The sequence below is a fragment of the Paenibacillus sp. ov031 genome (assembly GCF_900143165.1).
Classification (GTDB): Bacteria; Bacillota; Bacilli; order Paenibacillales; family Paenibacillaceae; genus Paenibacillus; species Paenibacillus marchantiae.
This window is the reverse complement of record NZ_FRDO01000002.1, coordinates 450,530-467,372: the sequence shown is the minus strand read 5'-3', so window position 1 is coordinate 467,372 and position 16,843 is coordinate 450,530. Positions and strand designations below refer to the sequence as shown.

General features: G+C 48.7%; 18 protein-coding genes. 16 read left to right on the top strand and 2 right to left on the bottom strand.

The annotated features are described in order from the left end of the window. The first annotated feature begins 191 nt into the window (after positions 1-191). The 5 genes from BUA17_RS12265 (at position 192) to BUA17_RS12245 (ending at position 5,595) form a co-directional block, all read left to right on the top strand. Positions 192-1,505 carry an ABC transporter substrate-binding protein gene (locus BUA17_RS12265; RefSeq protein ID WP_063567577.1) on the top strand — a complete coding sequence of 438 codons (1,314 nt, stop codon included), beginning with the start codon at positions 192-194 and terminating at the stop codon, positions 1,503-1,505. Between the two features lie 248 nt (positions 1,506-1,753). Beyond that, the gene (locus BUA17_RS12260) at positions 1,754-2,641 is read left to right on the top strand and encodes a carbohydrate ABC transporter permease (protein WP_072733955.1); all 888 of its coding nucleotides are present in this window, start codon (positions 1,754-1,756) and stop codon (positions 2,639-2,641) included. Positions 2,642-2,643: 2 nt separating this feature from the next. After that, positions 2,644-3,477: a carbohydrate ABC transporter permease gene (locus BUA17_RS12255; protein ID WP_244552132.1), complete on the top strand. Its 834-nt coding sequence runs from the start codon at positions 2,644-2,646 to the stop codon at positions 3,475-3,477. A 22-nt stretch (positions 3,478-3,499) separates the two neighbouring features. Further along, complete coding sequence (locus BUA17_RS12250; protein ID WP_072733776.1) at positions 3,500-4,537, top strand: glycoside hydrolase family 130 protein; 1,038 nt, start codon at positions 3,500-3,502, stop codon at positions 4,535-4,537. A gap of 116 nt (positions 4,538-4,653) precedes the next feature. After that, positions 4,654-5,595 (top strand): glycoside hydrolase family 113, encoded by a 942-nt coding sequence (locus tag BUA17_RS12245; RefSeq protein WP_072733954.1) that lies wholly within the window; start codon positions 4,654-4,656, stop codon positions 5,593-5,595. A 212-nt stretch (positions 5,596-5,807) separates the two neighbouring features. Here BUA17_RS12245 and BUA17_RS12240 read toward each other — a convergent pair whose 3' ends face one another. Then, entirely contained in the window at positions 5,808-6,389 is a 582-nt protein-coding gene (locus BUA17_RS12240) for an NAD(P)H-dependent oxidoreductase (protein WP_083584685.1), read from the bottom strand. A 207-nt stretch (positions 6,390-6,596) separates the two neighbouring features. Then, a complete protein-coding gene (locus tag BUA17_RS12235) occupies positions 6,597-7,208 on the bottom strand; it encodes a TetR/AcrR family transcriptional regulator (protein ID WP_072733774.1) in 612 nt (203 codons plus the stop codon). A gap of 223 nt (positions 7,209-7,431) precedes the next feature. On the opposite strand from BUA17_RS12235, the gene BUA17_RS12230 reads away from it, so the two are divergent. From BUA17_RS12230 to lspA, 11 genes are all read left to right on the top strand, one after another. Continuing rightward, a complete protein-coding gene (locus BUA17_RS12230; protein WP_083584684.1) occupies positions 7,432-8,412 on the top strand; it encodes a phosphotransferase family protein in 981 nt (326 codons plus the stop codon). An 18-nt stretch (positions 8,413-8,430) separates the two neighbouring features. Next, positions 8,431-9,429, top strand: a complete 999-nt coding sequence (locus BUA17_RS12225; protein ID WP_072733773.1) for a glycosyltransferase — start codon at positions 8,431-8,433, stop codon at positions 9,427-9,429. A 53-nt stretch (positions 9,430-9,482) separates the two neighbouring features. Further along, the gene (locus BUA17_RS12220) at positions 9,483-9,767 is read left to right on the top strand and encodes a hypothetical protein (RefSeq protein WP_063567583.1); all 285 of its coding nucleotides are present in this window, start codon (positions 9,483-9,485) and stop codon (positions 9,765-9,767) included. Between the two features lie 111 nt (positions 9,768-9,878). Beyond that, a complete protein-coding gene (locus tag BUA17_RS31180) occupies positions 9,879-10,040 on the top strand; it encodes a hypothetical protein (RefSeq protein WP_162842465.1) in 162 nt (53 codons plus the stop codon). A gap of 98 nt (positions 10,041-10,138) precedes the next feature. Further along, the gene (abc-f, locus tag BUA17_RS12215; RefSeq protein ID WP_072733772.1) at positions 10,139-12,073 is read left to right on the top strand and encodes a ribosomal protection-like ABC-F family protein; all 1,935 of its coding nucleotides are present in this window, start codon (positions 10,139-10,141) and stop codon (positions 12,071-12,073) included. Positions 12,074-12,507: 434 nt separating this feature from the next. Beyond that, a complete protein-coding gene (locus BUA17_RS30615; RefSeq protein WP_244552131.1) occupies positions 12,508-12,942 on the top strand; it encodes a hypothetical protein in 435 nt (144 codons plus the stop codon). Then, positions 12,942-13,217: a hypothetical protein gene (locus BUA17_RS12205; RefSeq protein ID WP_063567585.1), complete on the top strand. Its 276-nt coding sequence runs from the start codon at positions 12,942-12,944 to the stop codon at positions 13,215-13,217. Before BUA17_RS30615 ends, BUA17_RS12205 begins: the two co-directional genes overlap by 1 nt. A gap of 6 nt (positions 13,218-13,223) precedes the next feature. Beyond that, complete coding sequence (locus BUA17_RS12200; protein ID WP_072733771.1) at positions 13,224-14,621, top strand: glutathionylspermidine synthase family protein; 1,398 nt, start codon at positions 13,224-13,226, stop codon at positions 14,619-14,621. Further along, positions 14,603-15,007, top strand: a complete 405-nt coding sequence (locus tag BUA17_RS12195; protein WP_072733770.1) for a DUF350 domain-containing protein — start codon at positions 14,603-14,605, stop codon at positions 15,005-15,007. Before BUA17_RS12200 ends, BUA17_RS12195 begins: the two co-directional genes overlap by 19 nt. 60 nt (positions 15,008-15,067) lie before the next feature. Further along, on the top strand, positions 15,068-16,015 hold the full coding sequence (locus BUA17_RS12190) for a nucleoside hydrolase (RefSeq protein WP_063567588.1): 948 nt from the start codon (positions 15,068-15,070) through the stop codon (positions 16,013-16,015). A gap of 209 nt (positions 16,016-16,224) precedes the next feature. Beyond that, positions 16,225-16,713, top strand: a complete 489-nt coding sequence (gene lspA, locus BUA17_RS12185) for a signal peptidase II (RefSeq protein ID WP_063567589.1) — start codon at positions 16,225-16,227, stop codon at positions 16,711-16,713. Positions 16,714-16,843 lie beyond the last annotated feature (130 nt).

Genomic DNA, 16,843 nt, shown 5'->3' with positions numbered 1-16,843 from the left:
TTGATATTTAAGTTAACGTTAACTTTATTTATTAATATTAGTGTCGGGAAAATACGTTGTCAACGAATCTTGTGATAAAAACTTTTGCTAAGTAATAAATAATTTAATTGACAGGTAAACACTGCCATAATAAAATTCATTTTGTAACCTTAACGATAACTTAAATTAACTTAGAAAAGGGGTAGAACCAAATGAGAAAAAACAAAGGCTGGATGCTTCTGCTTACCATGCTGCTCATCACTTCTCTGCTCGCAGCTTGCTCTTCCGGGGGTGGATCTCCACAGGCAGGAGAGGAAATCAGTACAGATCCTGCGGATATTAAGGGTGAAATCACCGTTCTCACGCAGCGTACAGATATTGTTGATAGCGTATTCAAAGATTACGCCGCGGAGTTCAATAAGGAATACCCGGATGTCAAAGTAAACTTCCAGGCACTGGCCGATTATGAGGGACAAGTGAAGATTCGTATGAGTACCAAAGATTATGGTGACGTGCTGATGATCCCCACCAGCGTACCGATTGCCGACATTCCGGACTTTTTTGAACCACTAGGCACGTACGATGAGCTGAAAGAGAAGTACACAGGCATCGAAGAACGTATGGTGGACGGTCAGATATATGGAATTCCAACCGTTATCACGTTCTCTGGCATCATCTATAACAAGCAGGTGTTCAAGGACGCTGGCATTGCGGAAGTTCCCAAAACGCCTGAGCAGTTCCAGGCTGCACTGCAATTGGTGAAAGACAATACGGACGCAGTTCCATTGTACACCAACTATGCCTCCGGCTGGGCTTTGACACAATGGGAAGCAGATCTGCCGACGGTTGCAGGCAGTGTGGACTACGTAAACATTGACCAACCGAACACGGATGAAAACTTTGTGGCTGGCAAGCCGCACTATGAATTGTACAAAGTGCTTTACGACGCAGCCAAGAATGGCCTGATTGAGAAAGATCCGACCACAACCGACTGGGAAAGCTCCAAGGCTGATCTGGCGAATGGGAAAATTGCAACGATGGCGCTTGGATCTTGGGCGATTACCCAAATTCAAGGCTTGACGGATACACCGGATAATATCGGATTCTTGCCATTTCCTACGAATGCAAGTGATGTTGTCGTTCCACTCGCAGCAGACTATAACATCGGCATGAACGTGAACAGTGAGAACAAACCTGCTGCGAAAGCCTGGATTGACTGGTTCCTGGCGAAATCGAATTACGCGGTTGAGCAAGGCGGGGGTATGAGCGCAGACAAAAATGCGGAATTGCCACCGATTTTGGATCAATACAAAGACGTTACATTCTCCACACTGACTCCTGCCAAAGAAGGACAGGAAGGTCTGGTTGACAAAATCGACAACGAAGGCGAGATTGGCCTCTGGCAGCCTGACTTCAAGAAACGCATTATCGAAGCTGCCATCGGTAATCGCAGCGAATCGTACGACGACATCATGAAGGATCTGAATGATAAATGGGTTAAAGCGCGGACAGAACTGGCGAAATAAGCAGATTGCGGGGATTCATCGATCTGTAAAGGCGCTACCTGTTGGCCGACCACCGCTGAAATACAGCGAGGCACCACGCCTTGGCTGAGGGGAGAGGGTCTCCCCTTTTCCCACGGCATTTTGCATCTGGATGCAGCATATCGGATGTGAAATGCCACCTTCGGTGGTTGATTATCCAGCCGGATTTGTTCATTGGACGGGAGTCTTTCGATATAAAAGCGGCAGAACCGCTTGGAGGTGTGGAGAGCATGAAATACTTGAAGATTTCGAATTGGGGCTATTCAGCGCAACGCATATTTATCATCTGTGCCTTCTCGATCATTCCGCTGGCACTGCTGTTCACGTTTGCTTATTTGCCTGTCATTAATATGTTCAAATACAGCTTCACCGATTGGAACGGATATAGCAAAAGGTTCGACTATGTGGGGTTTGAGAACTACTCGCGGATATTCAGTGACCCTGAGTATTTTAAAGTGTTTATTGTCAGTTTGTATTATTTTGTGGCTACCTTCGTACAAATGGGTCTGGCCCTCTACTTTGCAACGATTCTAAGCTTCAAAATCCGCGGCAAAAACTTTTTCAAAGGCATATTGTTCTTCCCCTATCTGCTGAATGGCGTAGCCATCGGATTTATCTTCCTCTTTTTCTTCAAACCGGATGGTACCCTCGATACACTCATGCAGGCCGTAGGGCTTGGACAATACACCCAGCTCTGGCTTGGGAATCCGAATATTATTAACGTGTCGCTCGCAGGAGCATCAGTATGGAGATACATGGGCTTTAACTTCATTATCTTCCTGGGTGCGATCTCTTCCATTCAAAAGGATGTCTATGAAGCGTCAGATATTGACGGGGCCAATCGCTGGCAGCAGTTCCGCCATATCATCCTGCCGAGCATTACGCGTATCCTGCAGCTCAACCTGATTTTGGCGATTAGCGGCGCAATCAGTGCGTTCGATATTCCATACATTATGACAGACGGTTCCAATGGCAGTGAGACATTTGTGATTCAGACCGTTCACTTGGCATTTAAATACGGCAAGCTGGGCTTGGCATCGGCAATGGCTGTTGTGCTGTTGTTTATTGTCATTCTTGTTACGCTGGTTCAGCGTGTCACCATGAAAGGGGAGGAATGAACGTGCAACCATTCAAATATACCCTTGCGAGCATATTTAAATATGCTTCACTCATTCTCGCAGCGTTCATTGCGCTTGTACCCATCGTTGTGGTGCTGTTTGCATCGCTCAAAACCAATGCAGAATATGCGACCAGCAGTCCGCTGGCCCCACCAGCCAACTGGCTGAACTTTGCGAACTATACCAAGGCTTTTGTGGACGGCAACATGCTGGTCGGTTTCAAAAATACGATTATCATCCTGATCATCTCCATCGTGGGTGCCACTTTAACGGGTTCCATGATCGCGTATGTGCTGGATCGTTTCAAATTCAAAGGCAAGAAAATTATGGTCGCCGCGTTTCTGCTCGCTACCCTCATTCCGAGTGTGACGACGCAGGTCGCCACATTCCAGATCATCAACGCGCTCGACCTGTTCAATACCAGATGGGCAGCCATTGTGATGTACCTTGGTACAGATATCATCGCGGTATATATCTTCCTGCAATTCCTGGGTTCCATCTCGAATGCATTGGATGAATCCGCCATGCTGGACGGCGCTTCCTACTTCACGATCTATTGGAGAATCATTCTGCCACTTCTGAAACCAGCGATTGTAACGGTCATTATCGTGAAGGGTGTCAACATCTACAATGACTTTTACACACCATTCCTGTACATGCCCAAGACAGACTTACAGGTCATATCCACGGCTCTTTTCAAATTCAAGGGACCGTTCGGATCACAGTGGGAGGTCATCAGCGCAGGTATCATGATCGCCATCATTCCAACGATGATCATCTTCCTACTGCTACAGAAGTACATCTACAACGGCTTCGCACAAGGCTCCGTTAAATAAAAACGAAGGGAGAAATGAAACGATGACAGTTGTTGATACGAAAAACGTACACATTGTTGGGGATGCATTGCCGAATATGCCTTGGGAGGATAAACCGGAGGGAACGGAAGGTCCTGTATGGAGACACTCCGCCAACCCGATTGTGCCGCGTAACCCGGTCAAGGGAGTTGCCCGTATTTTCAACAGTGCGGTGATTCCTTATGAGGGGAAATTCATCGGAGTATTCCGCGCAGAAACCATTAATGGACGTCCACACCTGCACATGGGATCTAGTGAGGATGGCCTGAAGTGGAATATTGAAGAACAACGAATTACTTTTGTGGACGAGAACGGCGATTCCTTCATGCCGAACTATGCATACGACCCACGTCTGGTGAAAGTGGAAGATACGTATTACATCATCTGGTGTACCGATTTTTACGGTGCAGCGCTGGGGTTGGCTAAGACGGAAGATTTCAAAACGTTTGTGCGTCTTGAGAATCCGATGCTGCCGTTTAACCGCAATGGCGTGTTGTTTCCACGCAAAATCAATGATAACTATGTGATGTTGTCTAGACCAAGCGACAGCGGACATACGCCATTCGGGGACATTTTTCTGAGCGAAAGTCCGGATCTCGTGTACTGGGGCAAGCACCGTCATGTCATGAGCAAAGGTGGTCAGGGCTGGTGGCAATCGGTCAAAATTGGCGGCGGTCCGGCACCGATTGAAACGTCCGAAGGCTGGCTGATGTTCTACCACGGCGTAACCGGAACGTGCAATGGTTTTGTTTATAGTATGGGTGCGGTCATTCTGGATCTGGATGAGCCATCCAAAGTGAAATATCGTTCCTCCAACTTCGTACTGACCCCGGAAAAATGGTATGAGGAGCAAGGCTTTGTGGACAATGTCGTCTTCCCATGCGCCACATTGCATGATGCAGAGACAGGACGGATTGCCATCTATTATGGTGCAGCCGACACATACGTTGGAGTGGCTTATACCACTGTCGAAGAGATTGTGAACTACGTTATCGAGACCGACGAAGTCATTGCCGGAGACCGTGAGGAAGGCAAATTATAATTGAAGTGAAACAATTTTAAATAAAGCTGATGGTACTGCAATCGTAGTGGGACGTGTTATACATTCGGTCATTCATTTTACATTAATTGAAAAAGGGGCATTGCGGAATAATGCATATGGAATACATCAAGGGATTTACATTTGGCTGGATGAGTGGTAGGGGAGACTTCCGCAAGCCGGAAGCGAAAGAATCCTTGCGTCTGATGGCTGAACGCACTGGTAGTTCGCATGTTATTATTGCACTGGCGGCACATCAGGATCGTCCGCAGGCTGTAGAGGTCAAATATGAGGGTGAACATATGGTGGAAGACGATGAATTGGTGGATATGATACGTTATGCCCGCACACTGGGACTGCGGGTCATTCTGAAACCAACCGTCAATTGCACCGATGGCACATGGCGTGCACACATTAACTTCTTTGATATCGATGTGCCGTGTGAGCCAAAATGGCAGGACTGGTTCCACAGTTATACCGTGTATCAGAAGCATTATGCGGCCATTGCAGAGCGTGAGAAATGCGAGATGTTTATTGTGGGTTGTGAGATGGTGCAGTCTGAGCGTCGGAGCGAGGAATGGCGCGAGGTCATCGCGGGAGTGCGTGAAGTGTATTCGGGGCTAGTATCCTACAACACCGACAAGTATCAGGAAGGGCATGTGAATTGGTGGGATGCCGTGGACGTCATCTCGTCCAGTGGGTACTATCCCATCGGAGATTGGGAAGCGCAATTGGATCGGATTGAACAGGCCATTGCACCTTATGGTAAACCCTTTTTCTTCGCAGAAGCGGGCTGCCCTAGCCGCAGTGGATCGGCACAGGTGCCGAACGACTGGGGATTGAAAGGTGAAGTGAATGCGGAAGAGCAGGAGCAGTTCTATAAAGCCATGTTCCGTCATGCAAGTAAGCGGGAGTGGGTACGCGGCTTTGGTCTGTGGGACTGGAGCGCCCATCTGCATCAGGAGCAAGATGCCTTGAGTGATGATGGATACGGAGTTTATGGTAAACCAGCCGAGAAGGTCATTCGTCGGTTCTATGAAGGCATTGCATTGGAAGCTTAGTCTGTCTTGGAGTTGAGTTATCCCATCTACTTGAATAGCGTTTATATATGGACAAAGATACTGCTGTGCTTATGCACGCAGTATCTTTTTTGGTTAAGTTTAATTTCTTTCTATTAAATGTAAATAGTCTCGAATATAAATTGTTAGAAGAATATATCGTTTAATTTAGTGATAACATTATATGAAAATCCCTTCAAGAACGAGTTGTTTTTTTACCCCAATTTCTGTCCAAGCTGCTCAATTTTCTCCAGCCATTTCTTTCTCTGTTCCTCGGACTGTTTGCCGACCAGATCTACAGGTGTTATGCGCACAGGTTTGATGCCTGTCAGAGCAAAGGTGGAGATCTTCATCATTTTGTGTGCAGGTTCACCCTGGAACCATTTGTAGTACCAGTTCGGACCATCCATGGTGGTGATCATGCGTGCGGAGCGACCTTTGAGCAGTTGATCCGGGAAAAGTTTACCTTTGTGATACTTGAAGGCATAGCCTGGCATGAAGATGCGGTCGATGAATCCTTTGAACAAAGCTGGTGGTCCTCCCCACCAAATCGGAAACACCCATACGAGATGCTCTGCCCACTTAATGGCCTCTTGGGCTTCCAGCAAGTCCGGTTCGAGCGGCAGTTTATTACGATAGCCTCCCTCTAAATTCATGTTGAACTCTAGTTCGTTCAGGGTGATCATGCGAACCTCGGCACCTGCCTGCACAGCGCCTTTACGATAAGCTTCGGCGATTGCGCCATTGTAACTTGGGGAGACGGGGTTGCCTTGAATAATTAATATTTTCTTCATAATGATGACACGTCCTGACTATTTTAGTTAATGAACACTAACATCATGTGCAAAAAGAAAAGGTCACGAATGACCTGGTAAATATTCAGGAACCTCCTGAAAGTCAGTTGAAGCCGGCGCTTCTAATTTAAAAGAATGTTTTTACACAGGAGCACTGTGCGATCAGATGCATCTCTTGATCGCCGACAGACCGGAACGATCTTCGCAAAGCTATTCCGCCCGCTTCTGCCCCATATCATTTGCCCCCTGGCCCAACATCGACACAAGACGGTGAACGGTCTCCCCGGTGTATGGAACAAGCAGCTCCGGCAGTTCACCCTGCATACTAGATACGGCCATGCGTGTAATGGCACCAATGACCAAAACGGCAGTTAGCCGAGAATCCTGAGCGGGCAGTTCACCTCGCATAATCCCCTGATCGATTAGATCAATCAACGCATCCAGCGGCTGGCGGTAATCTTCACTGCTTCCAGCTTCAATGAAAATCTCGTGATTTTGTGAAATTAACAGCAGTCCGTAGGGATCTTCATCATGCAGGTGGAGAACTTCGGTAATCAGTTGCTGGAAGCGTTCCAGCACCGGGCCCTCCTGGCGAACATACCCGTCAATGAGGGCGGTATAGTCCGCGCAATATTGGGTGAAGGCCTCAAGGGCAACGGCATCTTTGTTTTTAAAATGTTTGTAGATCGCCGCATCCGTTACTCCGGCGGCGTCACCGATCTCTTTGACGGAAATGCCGTCAACGCCTTTGGTTGCAAACAAGCGCATCGCCGCTTGTAGGATGTCTTTCTTTTTGCTGTCAACATGAGGTTTGTTCTTCATGATTGTATAGTAAGTGATTACTAACTAAATTGCAACTGCCATTTCAGAAACTCTTATTTAACGCTAGGAAAAGTGCTTTTGCTCAAAGCTTGCAGGCTTATGAACGGCAACGTATGATGGATAGAAATACTAACGGATAGACGGGCACGGAGCGTGGACAGAAGTAGGGCTGCAAAGGCAAACATGAATAGCACCAGCTCCAAGCCTGGGGACGAAATGGAAGGTGAATGGCGTGAATGAAGACGTGCAGGCGCATCGCTGGGTGACTCCAGAAGGGACGTTGAATGAACAATATATAACAAGCAGGGAACAGCTCTACAGAGGCATGAATGGCAAGTATGTGGAGCGTTTCACTGTTCATACAGGGGAAAGTTATATTTTCAAACCGCTAACTAATCCTGAGCAATATGGGCGCGAGCAATGGATGTCGAGGCATGTGCTGTCTGTATTGCCCCCTATCTATCCAGCGCTGATTGCTGCATCAGACCGTGAAATTAACGCAAAACAGAGCTGGATCATCTATGAGGATCTGGGCGAACTGGTGCATGATTCGCGGGAAGAGACGATGCTGGCTGCTGCTGTACATATGGCGGAGTGGCACACGTTATCTGTTGCAGATTGGGGTGAGCTGCCCCGGGTCGGTCAGAAACCGCCAATTCGGGACATGCTGGATGATCTGCTTGAGCAAAAGGAATCCACCGCTGATTTGTTATCCAAACTGGAGATCACGCTGTCACCATCGGATTGGCACAACATCGCCGCGCTAATCCATACGGCAGAGGAGGAGTTACCTCGTGTCTTGTGTCACGGAGATCTCCATCCCGGCAACATGGCGGATGTGAATGGCAGGCTGGTAATTATCGATTGGGAGCATGCGCACCTGAATACGGCTCTTTGGGACTTGTATCATCTGGTGGATCTATCGCATCCGCTGTTCCCGAGAACCGTTACGCCTGAGCTGCGGGAGCGGATTATCGATGTTTATCTGGACGGGCTGGAGCGCCATAGCGTTCAGGTTGATCGAGTTTCTTATAAAAGGTGGTACAGTGCGTATGCCATTGTATTCTCGCTCTGGATGCTGCGTCTGATTGATGGGGATCTGAGAAGCGCAGACTGTGTATGGCCTGAGGAACAGCTGCGGAACCAGTGGCACGAGACGGCAATGACGCTGAAACAGTGCATGAAGCAGTGTTGTAGGGAATAGAAATGAGGGGTGCAGAACATGCGTAAAGTAGGACTCGTAATGCGTAAAATTCAATTCACGGAGGCACAAGGCCCGCGCGTATTTGCGGATCGGTTGAAGCAGATCGGGCTGGAGCTGGGCGTGGAGATTGTGTTCATTTCGCCGGAGCGCCATGTCAGCGGGTATGACTGGTTACCGGGTTATGAGCATGAGAAAGGCGACCTGGTGAACTATGATATCGTATTAGACCAGATATATAGCCAAAATATAGAGCATGTCATCTACACCGTATCCGGGTTTACGTTTTTGAAGATGTTTTTACCGAAGAGTGTGTTGTTCCCACACAGTTTTCCCGACCCGGCGCTGACGGGGTATGAGATGATGAAGCCATTTTATACGATGGTGGATAAAGCAATTGTGCAGACGGAGTTTTTGAAAACAGAACTGGGCCGGAATTTCGGTGTACATGACGTGAACGTCATCCCGATCGGCTTCAACGAAGAGCTCGCAAACCGCCACTACGACCCGAGTCAGGTTGTGCATAATCGTGTGCTCTGGATTGGTCGGGATGAAGCAAATCGTCGCCCGGATCTGGTGCTGGAATACGCCCGGCAGAACCCGGACAAGGAAGTATACATGGTATTCGGCGGTCGCCGCTATGAGGAAAGCATGAAGAAATACAACATTCCGGACAATGTAAAATTGCAATTTGCGCTGACACAGGATGAAGTATTTACCCTGATGAACTCGTCCAAGGTGTATTGGAGCTGTTCGGCCTTTGATACGTTTGCGATGCCGCTGACTGAAGCCATGGCGATGGGCAAAATGGTTGTGAAGCCGGAGCATGCCTGCTATGGTCACATTCGATCAACGCATGCCTTTGCAGGCAATGAGGATAACTGGTTTGAACTGGTGAACATGGCTGCTGCTGCACCGCGCAGTGTGTCGGAAGACAACCGTGAGTATGCCTTTGGTGCTTTTTCGCGCACGATCATGAAAGAGGGATACCGGGAGTTCTTTGCCAACTGGTTGAAGTAATGAGAGGTCTGTAGCGAAGGCTCTAACCATTCAGCAAGAAGGAGGAGAACCTTATGGAAGTACTCATCCTGTGGACGCTTGGCATGTGGGCTGTGCAGCTGCTGATCGAATGGCTTATCTATCGGTTGCAGGGACGTCGAATGACCGGTGTTCAATATATACTGCCATGTGTGGCCTTGCTCGGCGGAGCCGTTGTGATCATGATTAGCATTGAGATTGGCGGGTGGAACGGTATCGGTTATGCCTTGCTTGGTGCATCGCTGGGTGCAGCGGGAATGTTGACACTAATTACGGTGGCGATTACGGATGTAGTGTTTCGGCGTCGGAGACGGAATTAATCGGAGGGTTAGCTGCTGTACAGTAAGAGTGAATTGGACGATAGGGCGGTTGCAGGAATGCATTCGTCTGTGATATATTGACATTAATTATGACAAGGGAGGTGAAGACAGGTGAATCACGAGATGCTTAACAACCGTATTAGCCAGCTGCCGATTGCTATGGCTGGCATTGTTCATACTTTTCTGACCAACGGGAGAAGTCTGTCCAATTTTGAATATACGGAAATTAACATTTGCGAGAAGATGCCTGCCTTGACCTCATTCGGACGATAAGCGATATTGCTTGAATTCTGAAGGGCCGCGGAGCTAACCTCCTGCGGCTCTTTTTGTGTTGCGGTCAGGATCTTCCAATCCATAGGAGGAACCTTATTATGATGATTATTAGCGCGCAACAACTGACTCAATACCACGGAGCACATCTGGTGCTGGACGGCATTACGTTTGAAATTATGGAGGGCGACAAGGTCGCCCTGATCGGCCGCAACGGCAGCGGTAAAACGACATTGATGCGTCTGATGGCACGACTGAACCAGCCGGATGAAGGACAATTGATGATCAAGAAGGATACACGTATCGGTTACGTGGCTCAGGTGCCGGAGGGAATGGATAATTACACGGTGCTAGATGTGCTGAGTCTTGGATTCAGGGAGCTTATGGCGTGCCGGAGTGAAATGAAGGATATGGAGCAGCAGATGTCCGATCCGGACTGTGCATCCGATCCGAACCAATTGGAGCGACTGTTGAAGCGGTACGCGGCCTTGCAGGATCAGTTCGAGCGCGAGGGTGGATATGAAATGGATGCCCGGATCGATCAGGTGGCGGACGGTCTGGATATTGCGAAGGAGCATTACGGATGGCGTTTTGGTTCGTTGTCTGGTGGTGAACAGACCCGGGTTGTGCTGGCTTCACAGCTAATTGTAAGGCCTGATCTGTTATTGCTGGATGAGCCGACCAACCACCTTGATCTGGAGCGGGTGGAATGGCTGGAAGGATTTTTGCGTGACTACACAGGTACGATAATTCTGATCTCACATGATCGCTACTTTTTGGACCGTGTAGCATCCCGGACGTTAGAACTGGAGGATGGAGAAGCGCAGACGTCAGCTGGTGGTTATACGGAATATATGAAAGTGAAGGAACAACGACTGATGCAGCAATTCGAGGAGTTCAAAGAGCAGCAGAAGGTGATCAAAAAAATGAAAGAAACGATCCGCCAACTGGAAGAATGGGGCCGAGTCGGGGGTAATGAAAAGTTCTTCCGGCGTGCAGCTTCGATGCGTAAAGCAATCGAACGGATGGAACAGGTGAAACGCCCGGTACTGGAGCGGCGTAACGCCGACTTCGATGTACGCCCTACAGACCGTACGGGAAAACGAGTGGCCGTTATGGAACAGGTCGAAAAGGCTTATGGAGAACGTCCAATTCTGCGCGGTGTATCAGGATTGCTCGAATATGGCGACAAAATTGCCCTTATTGGACGCAATGGTTCAGGCAAAACAACGTTGTTCAAGCTGTTGCTGGGCGAGGAACAACCCAGTGCAGGCAACCTGGAGTGGGGTGCACGTGTAGATGTTGGCTATCTGGCCCAGCAGGAGGAGCCTTCCAATCCGAAGCTGAATGTGTTGGAGTACTTCCGTCTGGAAGCGGGCGTGGAAGAAGGAGAAGCACGCGGCATTTTGGCCCGATATCTATTCTATGGAGCAGATGTATTTCGCTCGGTAGGACAGTTATCTGGTGGGGAATGGACGAGGCTAAGGCTGGCTCTGCTGGTTCAGCGGAAGCCGAATGTGCTTTTGCTGGATGAACCGACCAACCATCTGGATATCGCTTCAAGGGAAGCGCTCGAAGAGTCGCTCGTTGATTTCGAAGGAACGGTGCTTGCCATCTCGCATGACCGTTACTTCGTCAATCGACTCGCTTCCCGCGTGTGGGAACTGGAGAATGGGCGGATGACCACTTATCTTGGAGACTATGAAGCCTATCGCGAGAAGAAGCTTGATCTGCAAGCCCGCGCAGCTGCGGCAAATCAGCATGTAGCAGTTGTAGCCACTCCATCACGTGGAAGTTCAAAACCGAAACTGGAGACGGAGTCGGGTAGAACGCCTGATACAACGTCCACTTCTAAAAAGCTGTCCGCTGAACAATTGGAGCAGCGACTGGCTCACCTTGAAGGGCAAATCCAGGAGATGGATCGTCAGCTTGAATCCGTGCAGGATAATCCAAACGAGCTGGAGCAAATGTGGAACGAACGTGAGCAATTGTCTGGTGAATACAATGATATGTTGGCCCAGTGGGCAGAGCTGTGAGACTGGTCAGATTATGGAGCTTATCTTGAAATAGATGAAGAAGGAAAGAAGGCCGGAGGGAGATCTCTGGCCTTTTTGATTTTCAAAGTTAGCTTTATAACGGGATGATATCCGAGGTAATTAGCTGGTAAAATTGTGTGTCGCCACAATGTTATCTTTACTAGCATTTTGCATAATTCGATTCTTATTGTTCGCGTGCAAAAGATCTAGACGAATAGATTCATTTCGATCTATATCTTGCTGATTGAAAACCACTCTTGGGATTTATGCAAAATGCTTTTTTACATGTCATCGGGAATAGTGTAACTTTTTTCCTTCTCATGCGTTTAATACGTTTGTGTGTATTGAAACGGCTCCTCTTAGAGCTCACAGAAAGGCAGGTTATCGTTATTTATTATTTATTGACTTATCGGAACTGGTCGGATGACCGGCAGGTGGAGACGGGCGTACTGGAGCAGGTATCGGGTACTCGCGATGAGCTTTTCATGCGCAAGCTGGTCGATGCTACCCTGATGAAAAATAAGCTCTGGGCGCATCTATCCAATGAATCCGAGGATCGTCGGGAGCATGCAGTTTACGTGACCGAGTATGACAATCAAAAACCTGCGGAATACGGTACAGCGATTGCGGACGCTGCACTGGCAATGTGTAAAATGTCCTCCATGTACAGTGCGGAATACATGCTGTGGAATGGGTGTGCATTTCAGGAATTGGACTTGGCAGAATCCTCCTCGTACACGATGGAACTTGCCGAGCAACTGCTGGACCATTACATGGTCCGGGGCGGTACGACCTATGAATTTGTGTATTCCGTGTTGGATGCGGATCGCAAGAAAGTGTTGTTTTTTATGAAGGAGGTAGATTTGTAATGGACGAAAATCCCAAACCCAAACCTGGATCACGCGCCAAGCTGGTTGCCTTCTCGCTAATGCTTGCGGTTCCAGCCGTATTATCCGGTTGTAGCAGCAATAGCGATGAGTGTGACCCGGAATACGATACCGGATGTGAATATGACTCCAGCAGTGGGCACTATTATTACGGTGGCGGATCGTCCTATCGGAGCAACAAGGACAGCAGCTCCTACAGCAAATCCAGTTCAAAATCGAGCGGCTTTGGCAGCTTCTTCCGCAGTTCGGGAGGTTAGAACCTGATGAGGAATATATACCAACTGCCATTCAGTCATGAAGAAGTATTCAGGGGTGAAGCAGGGCAGCAAGTTCCCTACCATCGGATGTATGGCAAGCAATATTGTGTGCCTGCATTGACGGTTTATTCCCCTGCAGAGATGCAGGAATTGCGTGCAGCAGTTGAGGCTGTAGACGGGATTTATTGCAAGGTGATGCGTTTTATTCAGCAATACATGCCCGACTCTTTCCTGGAGCAGCAGCTGGGCATTCATCCCGGCCTTATTCCGGCGGCTCGTATGGAGATGGTGACAGGCGGGATTACTCGGCAGGACTGGATTATTGGGGAAGCCGGACCTAAATGTATCGAAAATAACACGGATACCCCAACCGGCATACCTGAAGCAGCTGCATTGGAAGGTATTTTGGTGGGGATGGTTGAAAAAATATCGCTCCATGCTCCGTCCAAAGGAATGGATGAATGTATCCGGGAATGCTTTCGCCGCTGGCTGGATGCTTACGCACAGCAGGGTTTGCTGGGCCCGGTGACCTTTACTTCATTTGGAGAGCATGTGGAGGATCGGACCAATACGGAGTATCTGATGAAGCTGTGCCAGAAGGCGGGGTATGAAACGTTTTACGCTCCACTGGAGGAGTTGGAGATTATTCCAGGGGAGGCGCTCTACCATCATGGACGCGAGATTAACCTGTTGTACCGGCTCTATCCCCTGGAATATCTAATCGATGATCGAGATGAAACGACCGGCGTGGACATCGGCGCAGCACTGCTTGAATTGGTTCAGGATAACCGCCTGGGTCTGATGAATCCTGCACAGCATGTGCTGATGCAGAGCAAGGGTTTCATGGCGGCGATCTGGTCACTCTATGAACGCAACGAACAAACCATGGAATATTGCGGGTTTCGGCTGTTTAACGATGCAGAGTTAGCGGCGATTTCGCGTTATCTGCTACCTACTTATTTCGAAGCTGAACCTTTCGAATGGAGCGCAATGCCTTATGTGGCTAAAAGCTATTGGGGCCGCGAAGGTCGAGGCACATCGTTGCTGGGTGAGGGATCGGATCATCATGCGGGCCAAACGGCTGCTTCTCATCAGCTGCACGCCCCTACGAACTCCAACACAATAGCCGAACTGCAAGAAGAAGATGAGATCGCAGCCTATTATAATAATCAGCCTAAAATATATCAGCAGCTGGTACCGATGGAACAGGCCGTGATTCAGACAGAAGATGGCGAATACAGCGGTTATTTGCTTACAGGAGTGTTTGTCATCGGTGGACGTTTTGCCGGTGTGCTGCCCCGGATCGGGGAGAAGGTAACCGGAGATATGGCCTATTATTGTGCGGCTGTGGTCAATGAACGGATGGATGACGAGGAGGAGAAGGAATGGACAATTTGGGATTGAACCTGCTGAATGTAGCGGTAGGTGTAGGCATTCTGCTGGTAGTATTGGTATGTGGGTATTTCGCTTTTAGCCAATTGACCCGGTATAACGATAGCGAGGAAATCGCGAAAGGCAATGAGGCGGCAGGCATGTATATGGGCAGCAAATTGCTGGGCCTGTGTATCATTGTGGGCATGGTGTCCTTTTCTACGCATTCATGGCTGGATATGCTGCTCTGGTCGGCGCTTGGAATCATTATTTTGTGTCTGGTCTATATTATATTTGACTTCCTTACCCCCAAGATGCGGGTCTGTGACGAAATCGCACGAGGCAATATGGCGGTAGCACAGCTGCTGCGTTCCATTATCATCGGCGTTTCCATCGTCATCGGTACGTTTTTGATGTAAAATAAACCCTAGTGTTTATTTGGAATGAATATCAATTCAACGAAGAAGGAGCGCGGCATCATGAGAAAAGTCATCATCGATACAGATACAGCAGGAGACGATACGATTGCGATCCTGACGGCACTGCACCATTTCCAGGTGGAGGGCATTACGATTACAGGTGGGAACGTACAGTTTGACCAGGAGGTTGAAAATGCCCTGTACACGGTACAGGTTGCGGGACATGGCGGCAAGGTGCCTGTGTACAAAGGGTGCGAACGCCCATTGATGGCCTATGGCAAGGCCCAGCACCGCACGGTGGAAGACGTACATGGTGATGACGGCATGGGCGGAGCCCATTTCCCGAAGGCGGACCAGCGTCCAGAGGCAGGGCATGCGGTTGATTTTATCATTGAAAAGGTACACGCACATCCGGGCGAAATCTCGCTTCTGGCCATTGCACCTCTGACCAACATTGCGATGGCAATCCAGAAGGACCCAACCATTATTCCGGAGATTGCTCACCTCTACATCATGGGTGGAACGAATAATGCACTGGGTAATATCACACCAGCCGCGGAGTATAACTTCTATGTAGATCCGGAAGCAGCCAAAATTGTATTGCACGCAGGCATTCCGACGACCATGGTTGGCTGGGAAATGTGTACTCAGTATTCTGTTATGGATGATGATGATCACGCTGAAATTGCAGCACTGGGTACATCTGGTGCCGATTTCTTCACAGCCATCAACAAAGTGGTTATGCAGTTCAACAAATCGGTACATAAACTGAATGGCACCACTCACCCGGACACGTTGCTGATGGCTGTTGCCGCAGATGAGTCGCTCATGACCAAATCCGGTCAGTATTATGTGGATGTAGAAGCAGCAGGAGAGTTAACGCGCGGATATAGCGTTGTGGATATCAACGGACGTTTCGGTAAAGAGCCGAATGTACGTGTCTGCGAGGCCATTGACCGTCCGAAATTCAAATCCATGCTGCTGGATGTGCTCTCTGCTATTCAATAAAATTGTGGTTTTAACTCCAATAAAAGTATTTATCATCCGTGCCTATTCCAGGTACGGATTTTTTTTGCCCATTCCATTCCTATGAGTGTGTACAATGCGCGTTCTCTGTCCAGTTGGTGACAACGCTTCGGGTGTGTTAAAGTGAAGGAAATGTTACAGCGGAGACCCTTTAGTTTAACTTTTGAGCGTCCGGCAGGAGGAGTGGCACAATGTTATTTTATTTTGTAGCACTGCTGGTTACCTTGGTTGATCAGGGAACCAAGATGGCGGTGAGGATGTATATGGAAGTTGGGGACACGATGAGGCTTGGCGACTCGGGAATGCAATTGCAGCATTATGAGAATAGTGGAATGGCAGGCAGCCTGTTTCAAGGGAATGCGCGTCTGTTCGGTGTGGTCGCCATTCTGTTCGTGGCGGGTATGATGTATTATCGGAGAAAAGGTGAGATTCGCGGTTTCTGGATGCAGGCAGGTGCCGGTTTCATGGTCGGTGGTGCTTTGGGTAATGCAATTGATCGTTTTATCTACGCACGTGTAACGGATTTTCTCGTATTTCCGTCGGGACGTGGTATTCTCAATTTGGCGGATGTAGCAATAAATGTTGGTGTGGTTATGCTGGTCATCGGCATGTTAATCCGTGCATTTCAGAGTTACCGAGCCAAGCGTTTACGTAATGCTTTGCCGAAAATAGAGCGTTGATAATGAGTTAACAACAGCTGTGATGTAAGCAGCGTAACTGGATACATGAGGGACATTGGATATTTCCGATGTCCTTTTTTGTTATGTCGACGAGCGGACTCGCGGTCAGTGGGACTGATTCATTTTTACC